This is a genomic window from Aeromonas sp. PS2Canimalfood6 (assembly GCF_048276795.1).
In the GTDB taxonomy this organism is placed as follows: Bacteria; Pseudomonadota; Gammaproteobacteria; order Enterobacterales; family Aeromonadaceae; genus Aeromonas; species Aeromonas caviae.
This window is the reverse complement of record NZ_JBLUXC010000016.1, coordinates 24,435-42,166: the sequence shown is the minus strand read 5'-3', so window position 1 is coordinate 42,166 and position 17,732 is coordinate 24,435. Positions and strand designations below refer to the sequence as shown.

17 protein-coding genes are annotated in these 17,732 nt (G+C 61.8%); 7 read left to right on the top strand and 10 right to left on the bottom strand.

All coding sequences use genetic code 11. The annotated features are described in order from the left end of the window. Window positions 1-31: 31 nt before the first annotated feature. From ACNPAA_RS09170 to ACNPAA_RS09160, 3 genes are all read right to left on the bottom strand, one after another. Window positions 32-322, bottom strand: a complete 291-nt coding sequence (locus ACNPAA_RS09170; RefSeq protein WP_417891703.1) for a putative quinol monooxygenase — start codon at window positions 320-322, stop codon at window positions 32-34. A gap of 153 nt (window positions 323-475) precedes the next feature. Then, a complete protein-coding gene (locus ACNPAA_RS09165; RefSeq protein WP_043155266.1) occupies window positions 476-841 on the bottom strand; it encodes a VOC family protein in 366 nt (121 codons plus the stop codon). A 26-nt stretch (window positions 842-867) separates the two neighbouring features. After that, the gene (locus ACNPAA_RS09160) at window positions 868-1,254 is read right to left on the bottom strand and encodes a DUF6404 family protein (RefSeq protein ID WP_043155268.1); all 387 of its coding nucleotides are present in this window, start codon (window positions 1,252-1,254) and stop codon (window positions 868-870) included. A 195-nt stretch (window positions 1,255-1,449) separates the two neighbouring features. Between ACNPAA_RS09160 and ACNPAA_RS09155 the strand changes: the two genes are divergently transcribed. Then, window positions 1,450-2,352, top strand: coding sequence for a LysR family transcriptional regulator (locus ACNPAA_RS09155; RefSeq protein WP_069652739.1), 903 nt, complete (start codon window positions 1,450-1,452; stop codon window positions 2,350-2,352). A gap of 177 nt (window positions 2,353-2,529) precedes the next feature. On the opposite strand, the gene glpK is transcribed toward ACNPAA_RS09155, so the two are convergent. Next, a complete protein-coding gene (gene glpK, locus ACNPAA_RS09150; RefSeq protein ID WP_201956426.1) occupies window positions 2,530-4,032 on the bottom strand; it encodes a glycerol kinase GlpK in 1,503 nt (500 codons plus the stop codon). 43 nt (window positions 4,033-4,075) lie between these two features. Continuing rightward, complete coding sequence (locus tag ACNPAA_RS09145) at window positions 4,076-4,924, bottom strand: MIP/aquaporin family protein (protein ID WP_039038615.1); 849 nt, start codon at window positions 4,922-4,924, stop codon at window positions 4,076-4,078. 490 nt (window positions 4,925-5,414) lie between these two features. Here ACNPAA_RS09145 and glpT point away from each other — a divergent pair, with 490 nt between their 5' ends. The 6 genes from glpT (at window position 5,415) to tyrA (ending at window position 13,454) form a co-directional block, all read left to right on the top strand. Beyond that, window positions 5,415-6,770, top strand: coding sequence for a glycerol-3-phosphate transporter (glpT, locus tag ACNPAA_RS09140; protein ID WP_417891702.1), 1,356 nt, complete (start codon window positions 5,415-5,417; stop codon window positions 6,768-6,770). A 101-nt stretch (window positions 6,771-6,871) separates the two neighbouring features. Next, window positions 6,872-7,630: a DeoR/GlpR family transcriptional regulator gene (locus ACNPAA_RS09135; protein WP_010674233.1), complete on the top strand. Its 759-nt coding sequence runs from the start codon at window positions 6,872-6,874 to the stop codon at window positions 7,628-7,630. A 450-nt stretch (window positions 7,631-8,080) separates the two neighbouring features. Then, on the top strand, window positions 8,081-9,568 hold the full coding sequence (gene glpD, locus ACNPAA_RS09130) for a glycerol-3-phosphate dehydrogenase (protein ID WP_244812282.1): 1,488 nt from the start codon (window positions 8,081-8,083) through the stop codon (window positions 9,566-9,568). A 102-nt stretch (window positions 9,569-9,670) separates the two neighbouring features. Beyond that, window positions 9,671-10,750 (top strand): glycerophosphodiester phosphodiesterase, encoded by a 1,080-nt coding sequence (gene glpQ / locus ACNPAA_RS09125; protein WP_417891701.1) that lies wholly within the window; start codon window positions 9,671-9,673, stop codon window positions 10,748-10,750. A 372-nt stretch (window positions 10,751-11,122) separates the two neighbouring features. Beyond that, window positions 11,123-12,196 carry a 3-deoxy-7-phosphoheptulonate synthase gene (locus ACNPAA_RS09120; RefSeq protein ID WP_010674236.1) on the top strand — a complete coding sequence of 358 codons (1,074 nt, stop codon included), beginning with the start codon at window positions 11,123-11,125 and terminating at the stop codon, window positions 12,194-12,196. Window positions 12,197-12,314: 118 nt separating this feature from the next. Beyond that, complete coding sequence (tyrA, locus tag ACNPAA_RS09115) at window positions 12,315-13,454, top strand: bifunctional chorismate mutase/prephenate dehydrogenase (protein ID WP_183148687.1); 1,140 nt, start codon at window positions 12,315-12,317, stop codon at window positions 13,452-13,454. Between the two features lie 114 nt (window positions 13,455-13,568). On the opposite strand, the gene hdfR is transcribed toward tyrA, so the two are convergent. From hdfR to ACNPAA_RS09090, 5 genes are all read right to left on the bottom strand, one after another. Further along, a complete protein-coding gene (hdfR, locus tag ACNPAA_RS09110; protein ID WP_039038620.1) occupies window positions 13,569-14,444 on the bottom strand; it encodes an HTH-type transcriptional regulator HdfR in 876 nt (291 codons plus the stop codon). After that, a complete protein-coding gene (locus tag ACNPAA_RS09105) occupies window positions 14,444-14,800 on the bottom strand; it encodes a DUF413 domain-containing protein (protein WP_010674239.1) in 357 nt (118 codons plus the stop codon). The genes hdfR and ACNPAA_RS09105 overlap by 1 nt, the downstream gene beginning before the upstream one ends. A 291-nt stretch (window positions 14,801-15,091) precedes the next feature. Then, window positions 15,092-15,574 carry a serine protease inhibitor ecotin gene (gene eco, locus ACNPAA_RS09100; RefSeq protein WP_010674240.1) on the bottom strand — a complete coding sequence of 161 codons (483 nt, stop codon included), beginning with the start codon at window positions 15,572-15,574 and terminating at the stop codon, window positions 15,092-15,094. Window positions 15,575-15,768: 194 nt separating this feature from the next. Next, window positions 15,769-16,326: a DUF1566 domain-containing protein gene (locus tag ACNPAA_RS09095; RefSeq protein WP_043155288.1), complete on the bottom strand. Its 558-nt coding sequence runs from the start codon at window positions 16,324-16,326 to the stop codon at window positions 15,769-15,771. Beyond that, window positions 16,323-17,690: a DUF1566 domain-containing protein gene (locus tag ACNPAA_RS09090; protein WP_103858821.1), complete on the bottom strand. Its 1,368-nt coding sequence runs from the start codon at window positions 17,688-17,690 to the stop codon at window positions 16,323-16,325. Before ACNPAA_RS09090 ends, ACNPAA_RS09095 begins: the two co-directional genes overlap by 4 nt. Window positions 17,691-17,732: the final 42 nt, after the last annotated feature.

The window sequence follows — 17,732 nt, the reverse complement described above, 5'->3', positions numbered from 1 at the left end:
TGGGCTTTGCCTGCGCCGAGGGCGGAGGCAGTCAGGCGCGCCGGTAGCGGCTCACGACCCGGTTGGCAAACCAGGGGGAGGCGAGGCTGGCAAAGGCGATGTAGTGGGGCTGCTGCTGGTGGGCGAGCAGGGCGGCTTCACTCTCCCACTCCTCGTACAGCATCCAGCTGTGGAGGCTCTCCAGGCTCTGGTGCAACTGGTAGCGAAGGCACCCCGGCTCTTGCAGGGTAGCGGCGATCAGCGGCTCGAGGGCGGCGCGAAACTGGGCGGCGAATTCGGGTTTGGCGTCAAGCTGGGCAATCACAATCAGGGGGGATGGCATCTGAACCTCCTCGTTAAGACGGGAGTCAGTATGCCCGCCCCAGACTGGGGGATACAGGGCAGCAGTCGCAAAACACTATTGAGGTGAGTGCAGCAATGTGGCCTCCCCATGGCTGGTCGTGGTGCAGGTGGGCCAGGGGAGGGCGGAGTATTATCAGGCGCTGGCCGGTTCGGACCAGACCGCAAATTCATTGCCGCTGGGCTCGACAAAGTGAAAGCGGCGGCCACCGGGAAAATCGAACAGGGGGCGCACTATGATGCCCCCTGCGCCGGCTACCTTGCTCTGGGTCGCCTCGATATCGGCGCTGTAGAACACCAGGAGCGCCCCGCCCTGAGCACTCTGGCTGCACAGTTCTGCGCGGTAGAAGCCGCCATCCAGCCCTTCTCCCTCGAAGGCGCAGTAGTCGGGGCCGTAGTCGGCAAACTGCCAGCCAAAGACGGCCTGAAAGAAGGCCTTGGTGGCGGCAAGATCCCTGGCCGCAAACTCCACATAGTTCAGTTTTTCATGGGCCCTGGTCATAAGGGTTTCCTTGTCGATATCGGTGGTTATTTCGGTTGCCAGCGCTTTTGCGTGCGGCTCGTGGAGTGGGGCAAGGCGTCCCAGGGGGTCAGCTTGAGCTGCTTGCGCCGACACCAGAGCCAGGTCGCCATCAGCAGACCAACCCCTATGCCGAACAGCAGGCTCTGGCGCAGGGCGAATGCCGGGCTCACCTCATCCTGCCAGCCGAGGTACCACATCAACACCCCCCAGATGGCACCTGTTGGCAGACCAAAGGCAAGCAGGTTGACCATAAAACGTTCATAGTGGGGCGGTCTTAGCCGCAGGCCCAGCCTGCGCAGCAGTCTGAGCAAGGGGGGATTGTAGTTGGCGTGCCACACGCCTTTGCTTTCAAGCTCCTGGTGGGCTGCCGCCAACCGCTCTGCGAAGTTCATGATGTTCGTCCTTGTGATGGATTGGTGCCATACGATGCCTTCTTGGCGGCATTGTATCGGCAAAGTGTGGCGGCGGTTTGAGCTGGTTATCACGTTATTTATCTGTGGAAATAAAAAATTTGGTATCCTGCCGTCCTTGCCAACTCCCGGCCATTGCACCTATAAAGACCCATTACTCTTGCCAGGATGACAACAATGAAGACCCATTCCGATGAATTGACCCTGTTTGTGGCGGTGGTGGAGGCGGGCAGCTTTCGCCAGGCGGCGGAGAATCTCGGCATGGATAATTCCGTGGTGAGCCGCGGCATCAAGCGCCTCGAAGAGAAGCTCGCCACCGTGCTCCTCAACCGCACCACGAGGCGGGTCAGCCTGACCGAGGAGGGGAGCTGGTTCTATCAGCGGGCGGTGAAGATCCTGACCGAGATGAGCGAGGCGGAAGGGTTGCTGCTGATGCGCCGGGAGCAGCCGGAGGGCATATTGCGGGTGGACGCCGCCACCCCCTTCATCCTGCATAGATTGGTGCCCATCATCGGCGAGTTTCGCCGCCGCTACCCCGCCATCGAGCTGCAACTGCACAGCTCCGAGGGCTTCATCAACCTGATGGAGCGGCGGGTGGACATGGCCATTCGCATCGGCGAGCTGACGGACTCCTCCCTGCGGGCCCTGCCGCTGGGCCGCTCCAGGCTGCGGCTGCTGGCCTCCCCCGACTATCTGAAGGCACGCGGTACCCCGCGCCAGCCGGCTGACTTGCTGGCTGGCCACGAGCTGCTCGGTTTTTTGCACCCCGATCACCTCAATCATTGGCCCCTATTGAGCGAGGAGCAGGGGGACAGGTTCGCCATCACCCCGACCCTGCGGGCCAGCAGCGGGGAAACCTTGCGTCAGCTGGCGCTGGCGGGGCAGGGGATCGTCTGCCTGTCGGACTTCATGACGGGGGATGACAGGGCGAGCGGGGCGCTGGTGGAGGTGCTGGCCCGCAGCAACAGCGGCGCCTCGCGCCCCATCCATGCGGTCTTCTACTCCGATGCCCAGCGGGACATCCGGCTGCGGGTCTGGCTCGATTTCCTGAAAGAGCAGCTCGGCAACCACGCGCTCTAGGTGTGTTCCGACAGGGCCAATCCCCTCCCGCCCTTCCCCTCCACGAGAGGGAGGGGCCATCTTTTCCCACTCCTCAAGGGGAGGGGGCCGAGGGTCTTGCGAGCGCCAATAAAAAGAGGCCGACATCGCTGTCGGCCTCTTTGCTTTTTTCATCTCAAGGATGCGTCGGTTACCCCATCACTCCTCTTCGGCCCAGCGGCGTGAGCGTTCCACCGCCTTCTTCCAGCCGCTGTAGCGCTTGGCGCGATCGTCGCGGTCCATCTGCGGAATGAACTCGCGGTCTACGCTGAACTTGTCTTCCAGCTCTTCGGAGCTCTTCCAGAAGCCCACGGCGAGGCCGGCCAGGAAGGCGGCGCCCATGGCGGTGGTCTCGATGCGGGTCGGACGCACCACAGGGGTGTGCATCATGTCGGCCTGGAACTGCATCAGGAAGTCGTTGGCCACGGCGCCGCCGTCCACCTTCAGGGCTGCCAGCTTGATGCCGGAGTCCTGCTGCATGGCATCCAGTACGTCGCGGCTCTGGTAGGCGATGGATTCGAGCGCCGCACGGATGATGTGGTTGCGGTTGGCGCCACGGGTCAGGCCGACCATGGTGCCGCGAGCATACGGATCCCAGTAGGGGGCGCCCAGGCCCACGAAGGCCGGTACCAGGTAGACGCCGTTGGTGTCGCCTACCTTGCTCGCGAAGTAGTCGGTATCGCGGGCATCGTGGATGATCTTGAGCTCATCGCGCAGCCACTGGATGGTGGCGCCGCCCATGAAGACCGCCCCTTCCAGTGCGTAGTTCACTTCCCCTTTCGGGCCGATGGCGACCGTGGTCAGCAGGCCGTTGCTGGAGCGAACCGGCTCGGTGCCGGTGTTCATCAGCATGAAGCAGCCGGTACCGTAGGTGTTCTTGGCCATCCCTTTTTCGAAGCAAAGCTGGCCGAACAGGGCGGACTGCTGGTCACCGGCGATACCGGCGATGGGGATGCGGGCGCCGCCGCCACGGGTGGTGTAGCCATAGACCTCGGAGGAGGGTTTGACTTGCGGCAGCATGGAGGCGGGGATGCCCAGCTCGTCCAGCATGCGCTCATCCCACTTCAGGTCGCGGATGTTGTAGAGCATGGTGCGCGAGGCGTTGGTCGGGTCGGTGACGTGCACCTCGCCGTTGGTCATCTTCCACACCAGCCAGGTGTCGATGGTGCCGAACAGCAGCTCGCCGTTCATTGCCTTCTCGCGGGCCCCTTCCACGTTATCCAGGATCCACTTCACCTTGGTGCCGGAGAAGTAGGCGTCCAGCACCAGACCGGTGTTTTCACGCACGTACTCTTCCAGGCCGCGCGCTTTCAGTTCTTCACAGATGGCGGCGGTACGGCGACACTGCCAGACGATGGCGTTGTAGATGGGCTTGCCGGTGGCCTTTTCCCAGACGACGGTGGTTTCACGCTGGTTGGTGATGCCGATGGCGGCGATCTGCTCGCTGTGCAGGCCGCTCTTGGCCAGCACCTCGGTGAAGACGGAGGACTGGGTCGCCCAGATCTCCATGGGGTCGTGCTCAACCCAGCCCGCCTTGGGGTAGTGCTGGGTGAATTCGCGCTGGGAGGTCGCGACTATATTGGCATCCTGATCGAAGACGATGGCACGGGAGGAGGTGGTTCCTTGATCCAGCGCGACGACATATTTCTTTTCAGCAGACATGATGTTCTCCACGTTCTTATTTTCCACGTTGGGGGGACCGCTCTCAGGCGGCGGCCTCTTCTTTATTGGACAGCTTGGCGGCTTCTTCGGTGGCGACGCGGTTGCCCGGGACGCAGGGAGCCAGCACTTTCACATACAGGGCGGTACCGATCTGGGCGCCGACGATGGGGCCAAGGATGGGGACCCAGAAGTAGGGGTTGTCACGACCACCGGTCAGAGCCACGTCACCCCAGCCAGCCACGAAGGCGAACAGTTTGGGGCCGAAATCACGGGCCGGGTTCATGGCAAAGCCGGTCAAGGGGCCGAGTGAGGCGCCGATCACCGCGATCAGGATACCGATGAGCAGGGCGGCGGCGAAGCCTTTGGGGGCGCCGTTGTTGTTGTCACCCAGTGCCATGATGCCCAGCATCAGGACGGCGGTGATCACCATCTCGACCGCGAAAGCCTGCATGTTGGAGAGCAGGGCATTGGGGTAGGTGGAGAAGATGCCCGCAGTGCCGAGGCTCTCGACGCTGCCGCGCACCACGTTGTGGGTCAGCTCCCACTGGGTGAACAGGTTGCTGTAGAGGGCGTAGACCAGGGCGGCGGAGGCGAAGGCCCCGGCTATCTGGGCGATGATGAAGGGCACCACCTTGCGCTTGTCAAAGCCGCAGAAGGTCATCAGCGCCAGGGTTACGGCAGGGTTGAGGTGGGCACCGGAGATGCCACCGGTGACATAGATGGCGATGGCGACACCCAGGCCCCAGGTAATGGAGATTTCCCATTGCCCGAAGTTGGCGCCAGCCAGCACCAGGGCGGCCACGCAGCCGACGCCGAAGAAGATCAGCAGGCCGGTGCCGATAAACTCGGCGAGGCACTCGCCAAGCAGGGTATTGGGTCTTTGTATGCTCATAGTTGTTATTCCTTATATCCACCCACAGTAGGTTTGATGTTCCGTTTTGTTATCTTTCATTCCCATTCATTGCGCCCGAAAACGTTTCTTCTTGTTTTTTGAGCTTGCGCAAACGTTATGCTCGTTTGCGCTCGTTCTTGGACGAGAGAGAAAATAAACCTTCTGCGTCAATTCACCATACCCCCGCCACCGGAAATGTGGGCAAGATCCCATTCATTGCTAAGAAAATGTGACGAAAAGCAACAGTTGTCGGCAATATTACTCCTTAGTGAGTAGCCAAAAGCCACGCCATGCGTGGGCTGACCCTGGATGCGCGTTCACTCACTGCGTCACAATTTTTGTAATAAAACTGCAATATTTTAGCACTCATCACAGATTGAATGTTCACAAATGAGCACAATAGGCTCGCTTGCGAATCAAGACGCGTCTGATCGCCGGCATGAGCGGGGCGTCCTCAACCGCCCAGAACAACAATAAAAGGAAGCAGAACATGCTTAGTCTCTTCAGGCCTGCACCCCATATCGCCCGGCTGCCGGCCGACAAGGTGGATCCCTTCTACAAACGCATGCGTTGGCAGGTGTTCTTCGGGATCTTCTTCGGGTATGCGGGTTACTACCTGGTACGGAAAAACTTCAGTCTGGCGATGCCCTACCTCATCGAGCAGGGCTTCTCCCGCGGGGATCTGGGTCTGGCCCTCTCCGGCGTCTCCATCGCCTACGGTCTCTCCAAATTCCTGATGGGGAACGTGTCGGACAGATCCAACGCGCGCTATTTCCTCTCCGCCGGTCTGCTGCTCTCGGCAGGCATCATGTTCATGATGGGGACCATGCACTGGGCTACCTCCAGCATTGGCATCATGTTCGTGCTCCTGTTCCTGAACGGCTGGGCACAGGGCATGGGCTGGCCTCCCTGCGGCCGTACCATGGTGCACTGGTGGTCACAGAAGGAGCGGGGTGAGATCGTCTCGGTCTGGAACGTGGCCCACAACGTGGGCGGCGGCATGATAGGCCCCCTGTTCATCCTCGGCATGGGCTGGTTCAACGACTGGCGCAGCGCCTTCTATGTGCCTGCGGCGGCGGCGGCGGCCATCGCGGTGATCGCCTTCTTCGTGATGCGCGATACCCCGCAATCGGTCGGTCTGCCCCCCATCGAGGAGTACAAGAACGACTACCCGAAGGATTACAACGAAAGCCACGAGCAGGAGTTCTCCGCCAAGGAGATCTTCATGAAGTACGTGCTGCACAACAAGCTGCTCTGGTACATCGCCATCGCCAACGCCTTCGTCTACCTCATCCGTTACGGCGTGTTGGACTGGGCGCCCACCTATCTGAAAGAGGCCAAGGACTTCAGCGTGGATCACTCCTCCTGGGCCTACTTCCTCTATGAGTGGGCGGGGATCCCGGGCACCCTGCTGTGCGGCTGGATCTCCGACAAGATGTTCAAGGGCCGCCGTGCCCCGGCAGGCATCCTGTTCATGGTGCTGGTGACCCTTTCCGTGCTGGTCTACTGGTTCAACCCGGCGGGCAACCCGACCATCGACATGATGGCCCTGGTCGCCATCGGCTTCCTCATCTATGGCCCCGTCATGCTGATCGGCCTCTACGCTCTGGAGCTGGCGCCCAAGAAGGCGGCCGGTACCGCGGCGGGCTTCACCGGCCTGTTCGGTTATCTGGGTGGCGCGGTCGCGGCCAACGCCATGCTGGGCTACACCGTTGACCACTTCGGCTGGGACGGCGGCTTCATGGTGCTCACCGTCTCCTGCGTGCTCTCCATCATCCTGCTGGCCATGACCCTCAAGCACGAGAACGAGTCGATTGCCGCCAAGGCGGCTGCCCATAAGGCATAAAACGTGATCCTGCCCTTATCGATTGGAAAAGGGATCAGGTACACTGCCAAAGGCCCCGCACCTGCCGGGGCCTTTTTTCGTCTCATCTGCGGAGTGCAAGCGTGAAGCAAACCCAACGACATCTGGAGATCCTGGACGTCCTGACCCGGCAGGGTTTCGTCTCGACCGACGATCTGGTGACCCATTTTGACGTCAGCCCCCAGACCATTCGCCGGGATCTCAACGATCTCGCCGAACAGAACAAGATCCGGCGCCATCACGGCGGGGCCTCACTGCATTCGAGTACCGTCAACACCGCCTACAGTGCCCGCAAGGTGATGCAGCTCAAGGAGAAGGAGCGCATCGCCCGGGAAGTGGCCGCCAACATCCCCGACGGCTCGTCGCTCTTTATCGACATCGGCACCACCACCGAGGCCATCGCCCGGGCCCTGCTCGACCACCGGGAGCTGCGCGTGGTCACCAACAACCTGAACGTCGCCAGCATCCTGACCGCCAAGGATGACTTCACCGTCATCATCGCCGGCGGCGAAATTCGCAACCGGGATGGCGGCATTGTCGGGGAGGCGACCCGCGACTTCATCGGCCAGTTTCGCATGGACTACGGCGTCATCGGCATCTCGGGCATCGACAGCGACGGTTCCCTGCTCGATTTCGACTATCACGAGGTGAAAATCGCCCAGGCCATCATCGCCCACTCCCGCCAGGTGTTCCTGGCCGCCGACCACACCAAGTTTGGCCGCAACGCCATGGTCAACCTCGGCAACCTCAACCAGATCCACGCCCTGTTCACGGATCAGGAGCCGCCGGAGAAGCTGATGCGACTGATGTCCCAGCATCAGATCGCCTGCCATATCTGCTGAGCTTCCCTGCACAGGCATCAGGCCGCCTCGGGGCGGCCGCTTTTTTTCCTGCCCCCTCCCGTCCTGCGGCGTCTCCCTTGCGGCGCCTAAGCGGCCAGTTCCTGGCGCTGATACTCCTTCTTTGACCCCCTGATGTTGCCCCCGCACTCGGGCACCCGGTTTGCACCGATGCTAGGCGCCTGCGAGGGATTCACGCCATCGCGTTCATCACCTTGCCCCATGGGCGCCCCCATCCGGGACTCTTTGTTCTCCTCCCTGCCCGAAATGGCTGTTTCCGGCAGACCTTAGCCTTGCCAGGCCGTCACCGACTGGCAGCATTTTTAGCATTGTGAAAACAATCGCGATCACATTTCTCTCACGAAATGTTCGTTTATTGGTTTTTCATGTTCTAATATGAGCGAAATCAAACATTGCTGTCATGGCAAACACAAAATAAGAAAGTAGGTGAACATGAGCGAACATTATGATCTGGTCGTCGTCGGCGGCGGCATCAACGGGGTCGGCATCGCGGCAGATGCGGCGGGGCGGGGGCTGAAGGTGGCGCTGTTCGAGGCGAGCGATCTCGCCTCTGCCACCTCGTCCAACTCCAGCAAGCTGATCCACGGCGGCCTGCGTTACCTCGAACATTACGAATTCCGGCTGGTGAAAGAGGCGCTGGCGGAGCGGGAGGTCCTGCTCGGCATGGCTCCCCACATCGCCCGTCCCATGCGTTTTCGTCTGCCTCATCGCCCGCACCTGCGTCCGGCCTGGATGATCCGAGCCGGTCTCTTCCTTTATGACAACCTGGCCAAGCGGGACAAGCTCAAGGGGAGCTGCGGCCTGCGCTTCCTGCCGCAGGACGGTCTCAAGAGCGGCATCAACAAGGGCTTTGAATACTCGGACGCCTGGGTCGACGACGCCCGGCTGGTGGTGCTCAATGCCATGCTGGCGCGGGACAAGGGCGCCGATGTGCAGACCCGTACCCGCTGCGTCAAGGCGGTGCGCGGATCCAAGCACTGGACCCTGACGCTGGAGCGGGAAGGGGGCGAGCAATTCACCGTCAGCTGCCGTGGTCTGGTCAATGCGGCGGGCCCCTGGGTCAAGACCTTCTATGACGAGAGCCTGAGCGAGAAATCCCCCCGCGGCATTCGCCTCATCAAGGGGAGCCACATGATAGTGCCGCGCATCCATGAGCGCGAAGAGGCTTACATCCTGCAAAACGAGGACAACCGCATCGTCTTCGTTATCCCCTACCAGCAGGACTATTCCCTCATCGGCACCACGGACGTGGAGCACAAGGGCAGCCCGCGGGAAGCCAAGATCAGCGATGCCGAGATCAACTACCTGTGCAAGGTGGTCAACGCCCACTTCACCAGGCAGATAAGCCCGGCAGACGTGGTGTGGACCTATGCCGGGGTGCGCCCCCTGTGTGACGACGAGTCCGATTCACCCCAGGCGGTGACCCGGGACTACACGCTCGAGCTCAGTGGTGAATCCGACGGCGCGCCGCTCTTGTCGGTGTTTGGCGGCAAGCTCACCACCTACCGCAAGCTGGCCCAGGCCGCCTGCAACAAGCTCAAGCCCTGGTTCAGCCAGATGGGAGAGGACTGGACCGCCTCCTGCCGGCTGCCCGGTGGCGAGTTCGACTGCTCGGTGCGTGAACTGGCGCGTGCCTTTGCGCTGGAATTCGACTGGCTCGACGATCGCAGCGCCCTGCGCATCGCCGAAGCCTACGGCAGCCATGCCCGGCTCTGGCTGAAGGAGGAGCGCGGCCAGCACTTTGGTGCCGGCCTGTATGAATCCGAAGTGCGTTACCTTATCGAGCGGGAGTGGGCCTGCAGCCTGGAAGACATTCTGTGGCGCCGCAGCAAGCTGGGGCTGCGCCTGTCGGAATCCGAACAGCAGCAGCTCGGTGCCTGGCTGCTCGAACACCACCACGCCCTGCCCGAAGCCTGCTGATGACCCATGGCGGGCGGCCTTTGCCGCCCGCCGTCAAACTGCAATAAACCCCTGCTATAACAATTACCTGCATCTTAGACACCATAACAACGAGACCTCTTGATGAAGCAACCTCACCGTACCCTGATAGCCCTTGGCCTCGGGGCTGCCCTGGCGCTGCCCGCACTGGCGGCCGACGAAGGCAAAATCGTGATCGCCCACCGTGGTGCCTCCGGTTACCTGCCGGAACACACCCTGGAATCCAAGGCCCTGGCCTATGGCATGGGCGCCGACTATCTGGAGCAGGACCTGGTGATGACCAAGGATGACCAGCTGGTGGTGATGCACGATCACTTCCTTGATGGCATCACGGACGTGGCCGAGCGCTTCCCCGGCCGGGCCCGCCCGGACGGACGCTACTATGTGGTGGATTTCACCCTGGACGAGGTGCGCTCCCTGCGCATGACCGAGCCGTTCCAGCTGGTGGACGGCAAGCAGGTGCCGGTCTATCCGGCGCGCTTCCCGCTGTGGAAGTCGAGCTTCAGGATCCACACCTTCCAGGAAGAGATCGAGATGATCCAGGGGCTCAACAAGAGCACCGGCAAGCACATCGGTATCTACCCGGAGATCAAGGCTCCCTGGCTGTTCCGCCACGAGGGCAAGGACATCTCCAGGGCGGTGCTGAACGTGCTCAAGGAGTACGGCTACACCAGCAAGAGCGACAAGGTCTATCTGCAGTGCTTCGATGCCAACGAACTCAAGCGCATCAACGGCGAGCTGATGCCCGCCATGGGCATGGATCTCAAGCTGGTGCAGCTGATGGCCGAGACCGACTGGAACGAGACCATGGTCTATGACGCCAAGGGCAAGGCAACCCCCTATGACTACGACTGGATGTTCAAGCCGGGGGCCATGAAGACCATCGCCACCTATGCCGAGGGAATCGGTCCCTGGAAACCCATGGTGGTGAACGAGCCGGGCACTCCCGGCAAGCCGGTCTTCACCGGCATGGTGAAAGAGGCCCACGCGGCCGGTCTCAAGGTGCATCCTTATACCTTCCGTCAGGATGAGGGGCAGATCCCGGCCTATGCGAAAGACTTCACCGACCTGCTCAACATCTTCCTCTACCAGGCCGATGTGGACGGGGTATTCAGCGACTTCCCCGACAAGGCGGTCGAGGCTATCAAGGCCCACGGCAAATAATAAAAAGAAGAGCAACACGGGAATGCAAGCGGGGCCAGGTGCCCCGCTTTTTTATGCCCGGCATTATCGCCGGGATGAGGGGCCGGATAAGGGGTCATGAGAGGGGGCAGAGAGATGATATTGAAATGGGTTGGTGTAATCTAATGTTTACGATTCGGGGCTGATTTGGCCTCGCGAGTCGCTACTTTTGAGTTGTTTCACTCTGCATTCTTGGTCATTTATCCATCTATCAGCGTGCGAAGACGCTAGTTTCACTTGATTGTTTGTTTTTCCTTGGTAAGGTGGTGGCGGTTGCGTAACAAAGTGCTGACTTGTGTAAACATAAATGAACGATCAGCACCCTTGGCTTGAAACAGTAGAGAGAATGAGAAAATGCAAAGAGATCCCCTGAACAACATCCATATCCAGTCCGAACAAGTGATGATCACGCCTGCCCAGCTCAAGGAGAAACTGCCCATCTCCGATCGCGCGCTGGCATTCGTGCAAGGGGCCCGCAATACCATCGCCGACATCATCCACCGTCGCGATCACCGCTTGCTGGTGATCTGTGGTCCCTGCTCCATCCACGACATGGACGCCGCCAAAGAGTACGCAACCAGACTCAAAGCGCTGCATGACGCCTATCAGGACTCTCTCTACATTGTCATGCGGGTCTACTTTGAGAAGCCGCGCACCACGGTCGGCTGGAAGGGCTTTATCAACGATCCGAACCTGGACGGCACCTTCGACGTGGAGCTGGGTCTGCACCGCGCCCGCGAGCTGCTCTGCTGGCTGGCCGAGCTGGAGTTGCCGCTGGCCACCGAGGCGCTCGACCCCATCAGCCCGCAATACCTGGCGGAGCTCTTCTCCTGGTCGGCCATCGGTGCCCGCACCACCGAATCCCAGACCCACAGGGAGATGGCCTCCGGCCTCTCCATGCCGGTCGGCTTCAAGAACGGCACCGACGGCAACCTGGGCACCGCCATCAATGCACTGCAGGCCGCCTCCAGCCCCCACGCCTTCATGGGGATCAACCAGCAGGGCCAGGTCGCGCTGCTGCAGACCCAGGGCAACCCGGATGGTCACGTGATCCTGCGCGGCGGCAAGCACCCGAACTACGACTCGGTCAATGTATCGCTGGCGGAAGAGGCGCTGGAGAAGGCGGGCCTGCTGCCCGGTCTGGTGGTGGATTGCAGCCACGGCAACTCCAGCAAGGATCACCGGCTGCAGCCCAAGGTGGCCGACAACGTCATTCACCAGATCCAGGAGGGCAACCGCTCCATCATCGGGGTGATGCTCGAATCCAACCTGTTCGAAGGCAACCAGTCCAGCGAGCAGCCCAAGTGCGAGATGCGCTACGGCGTCTCCATCACCGATGCCTGCATCGACTGGGAGACCACGGATGCGCTGCTGGCCCGCTGCCACAGCCAGCTGGCGGCACCACTTTTGGCCAGAACATCGGCATAAGCCGTGGTATCTTGTTGTAACTGATTGAACCATCGAGGTATCACTGCCCACGCAGTGATACCTTGTTGCCTCTTGAATGACAGGGCGTCGCTGCGGGCGGCGCCAGCAGGGACTGGACATGGCGGAAGAGTTGAATGCCCTCAGGGACAAGATAGATGCGGTGGACAAGCAGCTGATTGATCTGCTGGCTGCCCGTCTCGCCCTGGTGGGGGAAGTGGGGGAAGTGAAGAGCCGGCACGGCCTGCCCATCTATGCACCGGATCGGGAGGCGAGCATGCTGGCCCGCCGACGCGCCGAGGCCGAGGTACTGGGGGTGCCGGGGGACCTTATCGAGGACGTGCTGCGCCGGGTGATGCGCGAGTCCTATATTCTGGAGTCCGCCAGCGACAAGGAGCACCACTTCAAGTGCATGAAGCCTGAGCTCGGCAAGGTGGTGATCATCGGTGGCCAAGGGCAGCTTGGGCGCCTGTTCGGCAACCTGTTCAGCCTCTCGGGCTACCGGGTCGAAACCCTGGGTCATGCCGATTGGCCACGCGCCGACGAGATCCTGCACGGCGCCGGGCTGGTGATGGTGGCGGTGCCCATCGACGTCACCTGCCAGGTGATCGACCGGCTCGGCAACCTGCCGGCGGACTGCCTGCTGGTGGACGTGACCAGCGTCAAGAGTGAACCGCTTGCCCATATGCTGGCGGTACACCAGGGGCCGGTGCTGGGGCTGCACCCCATGTTCGGGCCGGACGTGGCGAGCCTCGCCAAGCAGGTGATTGTCTGCTGTCAGGGGCGCGAGCCCGCCGCCAGCCAGTGGCTGCTGGAGCAGATGACCATCTGGGGGGCGCGTTTGCAGCAGGTGGAGGCCAGGGCCCACGACGAGGCGATGACCTTCATTCAGGCGCTGCGCCACTTTGCTACCTTCGCCTACGGCTGGCATCTCTCCCGGGAGCAGGCCAACATCGACCGCCTGCTTGCCTTGAGCTCTCCCATCTACCGGCTGGAGCTGGCCATGGTGGGACGGCTGTTTGCCCAGGATCCCCATCTCTACGCCGACATCATACTGTCGTCGCCCCAGAACCTCGCGATGATCCGCCGCTACTACCAGAACTTCGGCGAGGCGCTGGGCCTGCTGGAGCGGGGAGACAGGGAGGGCTTCATCGAGGCCTTCAGCCAGGTCTCCGGCTTCTTCGGCGAGCGGGCGGAGGAGTTCCTGCGCGAGAGCCGCACCCTGCTGGCCCAGGCCAACGATCGTCGTCATCACGGCTGATGCACAAAGATATCCATACAAAAGGGGCCTGATGGCCCCTTTTTCATGTTGTTTGTGCTGCACCGATAACCACGGCAGATGAAAACACAGGTCTGGGCGTGAAATCGCCCTGTTTCATTCGGCAGGCGGTTGACGCAAGTCGGCGTCATGCCAGCCCAGCGGCAGGGTCAGCAGCTGATCGATCAGCTCCCGGCGGTCGGATTTCTCCAGATAGGCGAGGTAGAGCGGGCGGCTCAGGGATTGGCCCCCTTCCACCAGATGAAGCTGCCCCTGCTCCAGGAAGGGGCTCACCATGCGCCTTGGCAGGTAGGCGGCGCCGCCGTTGGCCAGCACGAATTGCAGGGCCATGCTGGCGGAGCTCGAATGCAGAACTGGGGTCTTCTGCAGGCTTTGCAACCGGCTCGATGGCGGTTCGAAGCTGGTGCCCCAGTCGAGATGAATGTGGGGCATCTGCATCAGGCTGTCGGCGTTTGCGGCCGGCTCCCGGCTTACCAGTTCGAACACCAGCTCGCCGATGGGGTGCAGGGCAATCTCGTCGATCTTGGTCGGCTCGGAGAGCAGGGCCAGATCGAGGGAGCGCTCCAGCAACTGGCGACAGAGGTGCTCGCGGGAGGCCGTTTCGAGGCGCACCGCGAGGCCGGGGGCCAGGGCATAGACATGGTTCAGCCAGTCGTTGAAGTCGAGCTCCCAGAAGACGGCGGGGGCACCGATGGCAAGCTGCTGGCTGAAACCGGGTGAGAGGGCCACGTCCTGCTTGGCGCGCCCCAAAGTATGCAGAATGGCGTCTGCGTAGGGCAGCAGACGCTCACCGGAGGCAGTCAGGCGGATGTTGTTGCGATGACGGGCAAACAGGCTGACCCCGAGTTGCTGCTCGAGCTGGCGGATCCGGAAGCTCACCGCCGACTGGGTCAGGTAGAGATTTTCAGCCGCCCGGCCAAAGTGCCGGGTCTTGCTGACCTCGATGAAGGTCCGAAGCAGCTCGGTATCCATTAATCGAGGGACTCGTCGCTGCCGCCACCGCCGCCTTCAAAGCTGCCACCCGCATCTTCATTGGCGCCGCCTGCGACGGTGCACAGACGGTGCACGCGCTTGGGACCAATCACCTTCAGGTATTTGAACCACACCTTGGCGTGGGGGTTGTTGCCGGCTGCGCCGGATTTGACCTGTTCGATAAAGGCACTTTCTACGTCATCGCGCGGGGCCAGGTTGCCCTGATAGAGCGCCAGCATCACGGTGCCATATTTTTCCAGACTGTCCGCTTCTGCCACGGTGAATTCGCCACTGCGACGCAGGCCACGGGGAAAATGTTTGAAGTCGTTGAAACGCTTGTCTGATTCGAAGCTCATAGTGCTCTTGTTCTGGTTAGTTTGACCTTTGCGGGCAAGTATCATCAGGCCGTCGCAGAGTGCAAAATCAATTTTCTTACTATGTTAATAAATATCTTTTATCGAACAGGGTTTGTCGCATCCCGAGGGGGCATTTTGCGGTGCGCTGCACAAAAAAGCCTGAAAAATAGTGGAGTTATGTCAGATTTTGTACAGGAAAAACCGCTCAAGAACGGGCTCGGAAGCTAAAAATAAGGCGCCGTATGGCGCCTTTTTATCATCATGACTGAGCTGAACCCGAGTGCGCGGCACTCACTCAATCATGGCTGGCTGTGCCAGGTTGTCGGCACGCCACAGACGATAGCGCACCTCGTACTCCTGGGGCACATAGATGACGAAGGGCAGCTTGGAGTTGTAGTTCACGAAGAAGCCCTGACCGTAGATCTGGACGAAACTCTCCTTCTTCTGGCCGTCTGGGCAGGCCATCAGGGTGCTGACGGGGCCGGTGACCTGGCCCAGGGTCAGGTAGTTGTAACCCCAGCCCTTGACGCTGTGCTGTTCCAGATTGCCCGCGAAGCGGGGCAGGTTGCAGTCGACCAGCATCTTCTTGCCGACTTGCAGCTCGACCATCATGTCGGCTTCGTTCTCGACTTCCGGCAGACGGATCACGACACGTTCCTGGTTCACTTCGGCGGCGGGGAACATGCTGATATCAAATTTTTTCGGTTCGGCGGCGAAGGCATGGCCACCCAATAACAAGGCGCCCAGCAGGCTAAAACGCAACACGGTTTTCATCTGTACCTCTTGGGATTGGTTCAACGCCGCTAGACTAACCGCTCTGCCGGTTTCATGCCAGCGCTGCGGCGTGCAAAACCGCCCTGAACAGGCATCACATGACGCAATTTGATGCTTTTTTGACGGTCAGGGTCACCCTGGCGCTTCTTGCATCGTGTCAAACAGGGGGCCGGGTGGCCCCCATGTCCAGGCTGTCACCTCACCAGCAGGACCTGTTTCGCCCAGGCGCGGGGGGCGCGCTGGGCGACGGAGCCGCTGGTGATGTCCAGGTAGGCGACGCCCTGAAGGGCCGGCACCGGGGTGGAGGACCAGAGATAGACATAGCCGTCGTTCACCTCCTTGCCATCCCCGGCCATGGCGCGGGGGAAGATGGTTTCGTTCAATGCCGGTTTGTAACAGGCGGACTCCAGAATGCTGGCGAGCTCCTTGATGGTGGGCAGGCGCCAGTCGTGATGACCACCAAAGCCATACAGGGCATGGCTCGGTTCGGTGCGGATCCGTTCCGCCGTCTGCAGTGCCTGTTGCCAGTAGAGGCGGGTGGGTTCCCCCTCGCAGCTCTGGTTGCGCCAGGTCTGGCCGAGCTGGCAGCGCATCCAGGTCAGACCGGTGCCCCTGTCGGTGACGGTGCCGTTGCCGTGATCCTGGAAACGGGCGGTGGGGCTGGTACGGGGCAGGGCGTCGTCGCAGATGGCGATGGCCAGTGCCAGGGGGCTGCACAGGGTGAGCAGCAGGGTCAGAAGATACTTGTTCATCGGGTTACCTCGGCCACAAGGCGCAGTTGTATGGCATTGATTTCATTTTCGTTCTGGACGCCATAGGGGTAATCGGTGCCCGCATCCTCCCCCAGGAACTGAGGGCTGATGACGGCGATGGGGACGCTCTCGAGGCGCCGGGATGGGGTCAGGGTCTGGGTCCAGTAGCTGCCATCGAAGTCGCCGCTCGAGGGACCGACGTCGGGGAAGTAGCGCACATCCAGGGTGACGAGCTGGCCATCCTGGCGGGCGAGGGAGCCGTAGTGTTGCAGGCTGCCTAGCTCCTGGGCCGTGGGCAGGCGCCAGTGCCCTATGCCGCAGAGTCGTTGTCCATTTAGCCATTGGCGATACTGCTCGGTGGAGCAGATAGCTTCCCCCTCGGGGCAGGCATAATCCAGCTCCGCCTGACTGGGGTGATAGTTGCCAAACTCCCAGGCGAAGACTTTGTGCAGATCCCGCGGACTGTCCGGATCATCGAGCTTCTTCTCCCAGACGAGGCCGGTATTGAGATCCTCCACGCACTCCCACTCGTCGGCATTGTCCGCCAGGGGTTGCCCCTTGCCGTCCAGCTTGCGATAGCGCAGGGGCGCCTGGCCCAGGCTCGCCTCCTGGCCCGGGTGATCCGCAGGCTCCTGGGTCAGCAGGTAATCCACCCCGTCCGTGTAGGTGGTGACGCCGCTGGCGGTCACCAACGCCCTAGGTTGCTGCTGCATCAGCACGGCGGCGAGTCTGGCCTGCTGGCTCAGTAGCTCGGGGCTGGCGGCAAAGTGCCGGGCGAGCTCGGGCAGCAGGGTGACCAGCCCCTGCCAGATCTGCAGGCGGCGTTCGCTGGCGGCCAAGGTGGGCAGGGTGGCCTCGTCATCGAAGGCGGCGAGGGCCAGCTCGGCGAGGGCGCGGTTGAAGTCGCCCAGCTGCGCCAGTGCCGCCAGATCTGGGCCGGGGTGAAGGGGGGCCAGGGCGAGCAGCACGTCCGTCAGGGCCTGAGCCGGTGGCAGCCCGTCCGAGATACGCGTCTGCAGCAGGGTGCTGAGGGGGCTGGGGGTGAGGTGCTGGTTGTCCTGGCGCGCCGCCGGGTGGGCCAGGGGCAGGGCGGCGGGATCCGCCGGAATGAACAGCAGAGGAGTGGTGAGCAGATCAGGGTGGCGCCGGGTCAGGGAGTGGGCACCGGCCTCGCCGCTGACGGCGGGCTCATTGGCTTCGCAGCCGTCGTTCTGGTTCAGGTTGATGCACAGGGTGCCCGCAGCGGGCAGGCTGACCGTCAGGCGGTAGTCCGGCGCGGTCAGGGGAGCCTCGTCCGAACCGCCGCCACAGGCGCTGAGCAGGGGGGCCAGCAGGCAGACGATCGGGGTCATTCTCATGGTCATGGTGTGTCCTTGGAGGGGCCTTGGCCCCTCTCTTCTTTATAT

Coding starts and splice junctions, on each gene's coding strand:
- tyrA (WP_183148687.1), top strand. CDS start 12,315: ATGGCGGAAGAGTTGAATGCCCTCAGGGACAAGATAGATGCGGTGGAC.
- ACNPAA_RS09105 (WP_010674239.1), bottom strand. CDS start 14,800: ATGAGCTTCGAATCAGACAAGCGTTTCAACGACTTCAAACATTTTCCC.
- glpK (WP_201956426.1), bottom strand. CDS start 4,032: ATGTCTGCTGAAAAGAAATATGTCGTCGCGCTGGATCAAGGAACCACC.
- eco (WP_010674240.1), bottom strand. CDS start 15,574: ATGAAAACCGTGTTGCGTTTTAGCCTGCTGGGCGCCTTGTTATTGGGT.
- glpQ (WP_417891701.1), top strand. CDS start 9,671: ATGAAGCAACCTCACCGTACCCTGATAGCCCTTGGCCTCGGGGCTGCC.
- ACNPAA_RS09170 (WP_417891703.1), bottom strand. CDS start 322: ATGCCATCCCCCCTGATTGTGATTGCCCAGCTTGACGCCAAACCCGAA.
- ACNPAA_RS09120 (WP_010674236.1), top strand. CDS start 11,123: ATGCAAAGAGATCCCCTGAACAACATCCATATCCAGTCCGAACAAGTG.
- ACNPAA_RS09160 (WP_043155268.1), bottom strand. CDS start 1,254: ATGAACTTCGCAGAGCGGTTGGCGGCAGCCCACCAGGAGCTTGAAAGC.
- ACNPAA_RS09095 (WP_043155288.1), bottom strand. CDS start 16,326: ATGAACAAGTATCTTCTGACCCTGCTGCTCACCCTGTGCAGCCCCCTG.
- glpD (WP_244812282.1), top strand. CDS start 8,081: ATGAGCGAACATTATGATCTGGTCGTCGTCGGCGGCGGCATCAACGGG.
- ACNPAA_RS09155 (WP_069652739.1), top strand. CDS start 1,450: ATGAAGACCCATTCCGATGAATTGACCCTGTTTGTGGCGGTGGTGGAG.
- hdfR (WP_039038620.1), bottom strand. CDS start 14,444: ATGGATACCGAGCTGCTTCGGACCTTCATCGAGGTCAGCAAGACCCGG.
- ACNPAA_RS09165 (WP_043155266.1), bottom strand. CDS start 841: ATGACCAGGGCCCATGAAAAACTGAACTATGTGGAGTTTGCGGCCAGG.
- ACNPAA_RS09090 (WP_103858821.1), bottom strand. CDS start 17,690: ATGACCATGAGAATGACCCCGATCGTCTGCCTGCTGGCCCCCCTGCTC.
- ACNPAA_RS09145 (WP_039038615.1), bottom strand. CDS start 4,924: ATGAGCATACAAAGACCCAATACCCTGCTTGGCGAGTGCCTCGCCGAG.
- glpT (WP_417891702.1), top strand. CDS start 5,415: ATGCTTAGTCTCTTCAGGCCTGCACCCCATATCGCCCGGCTGCCGGCC.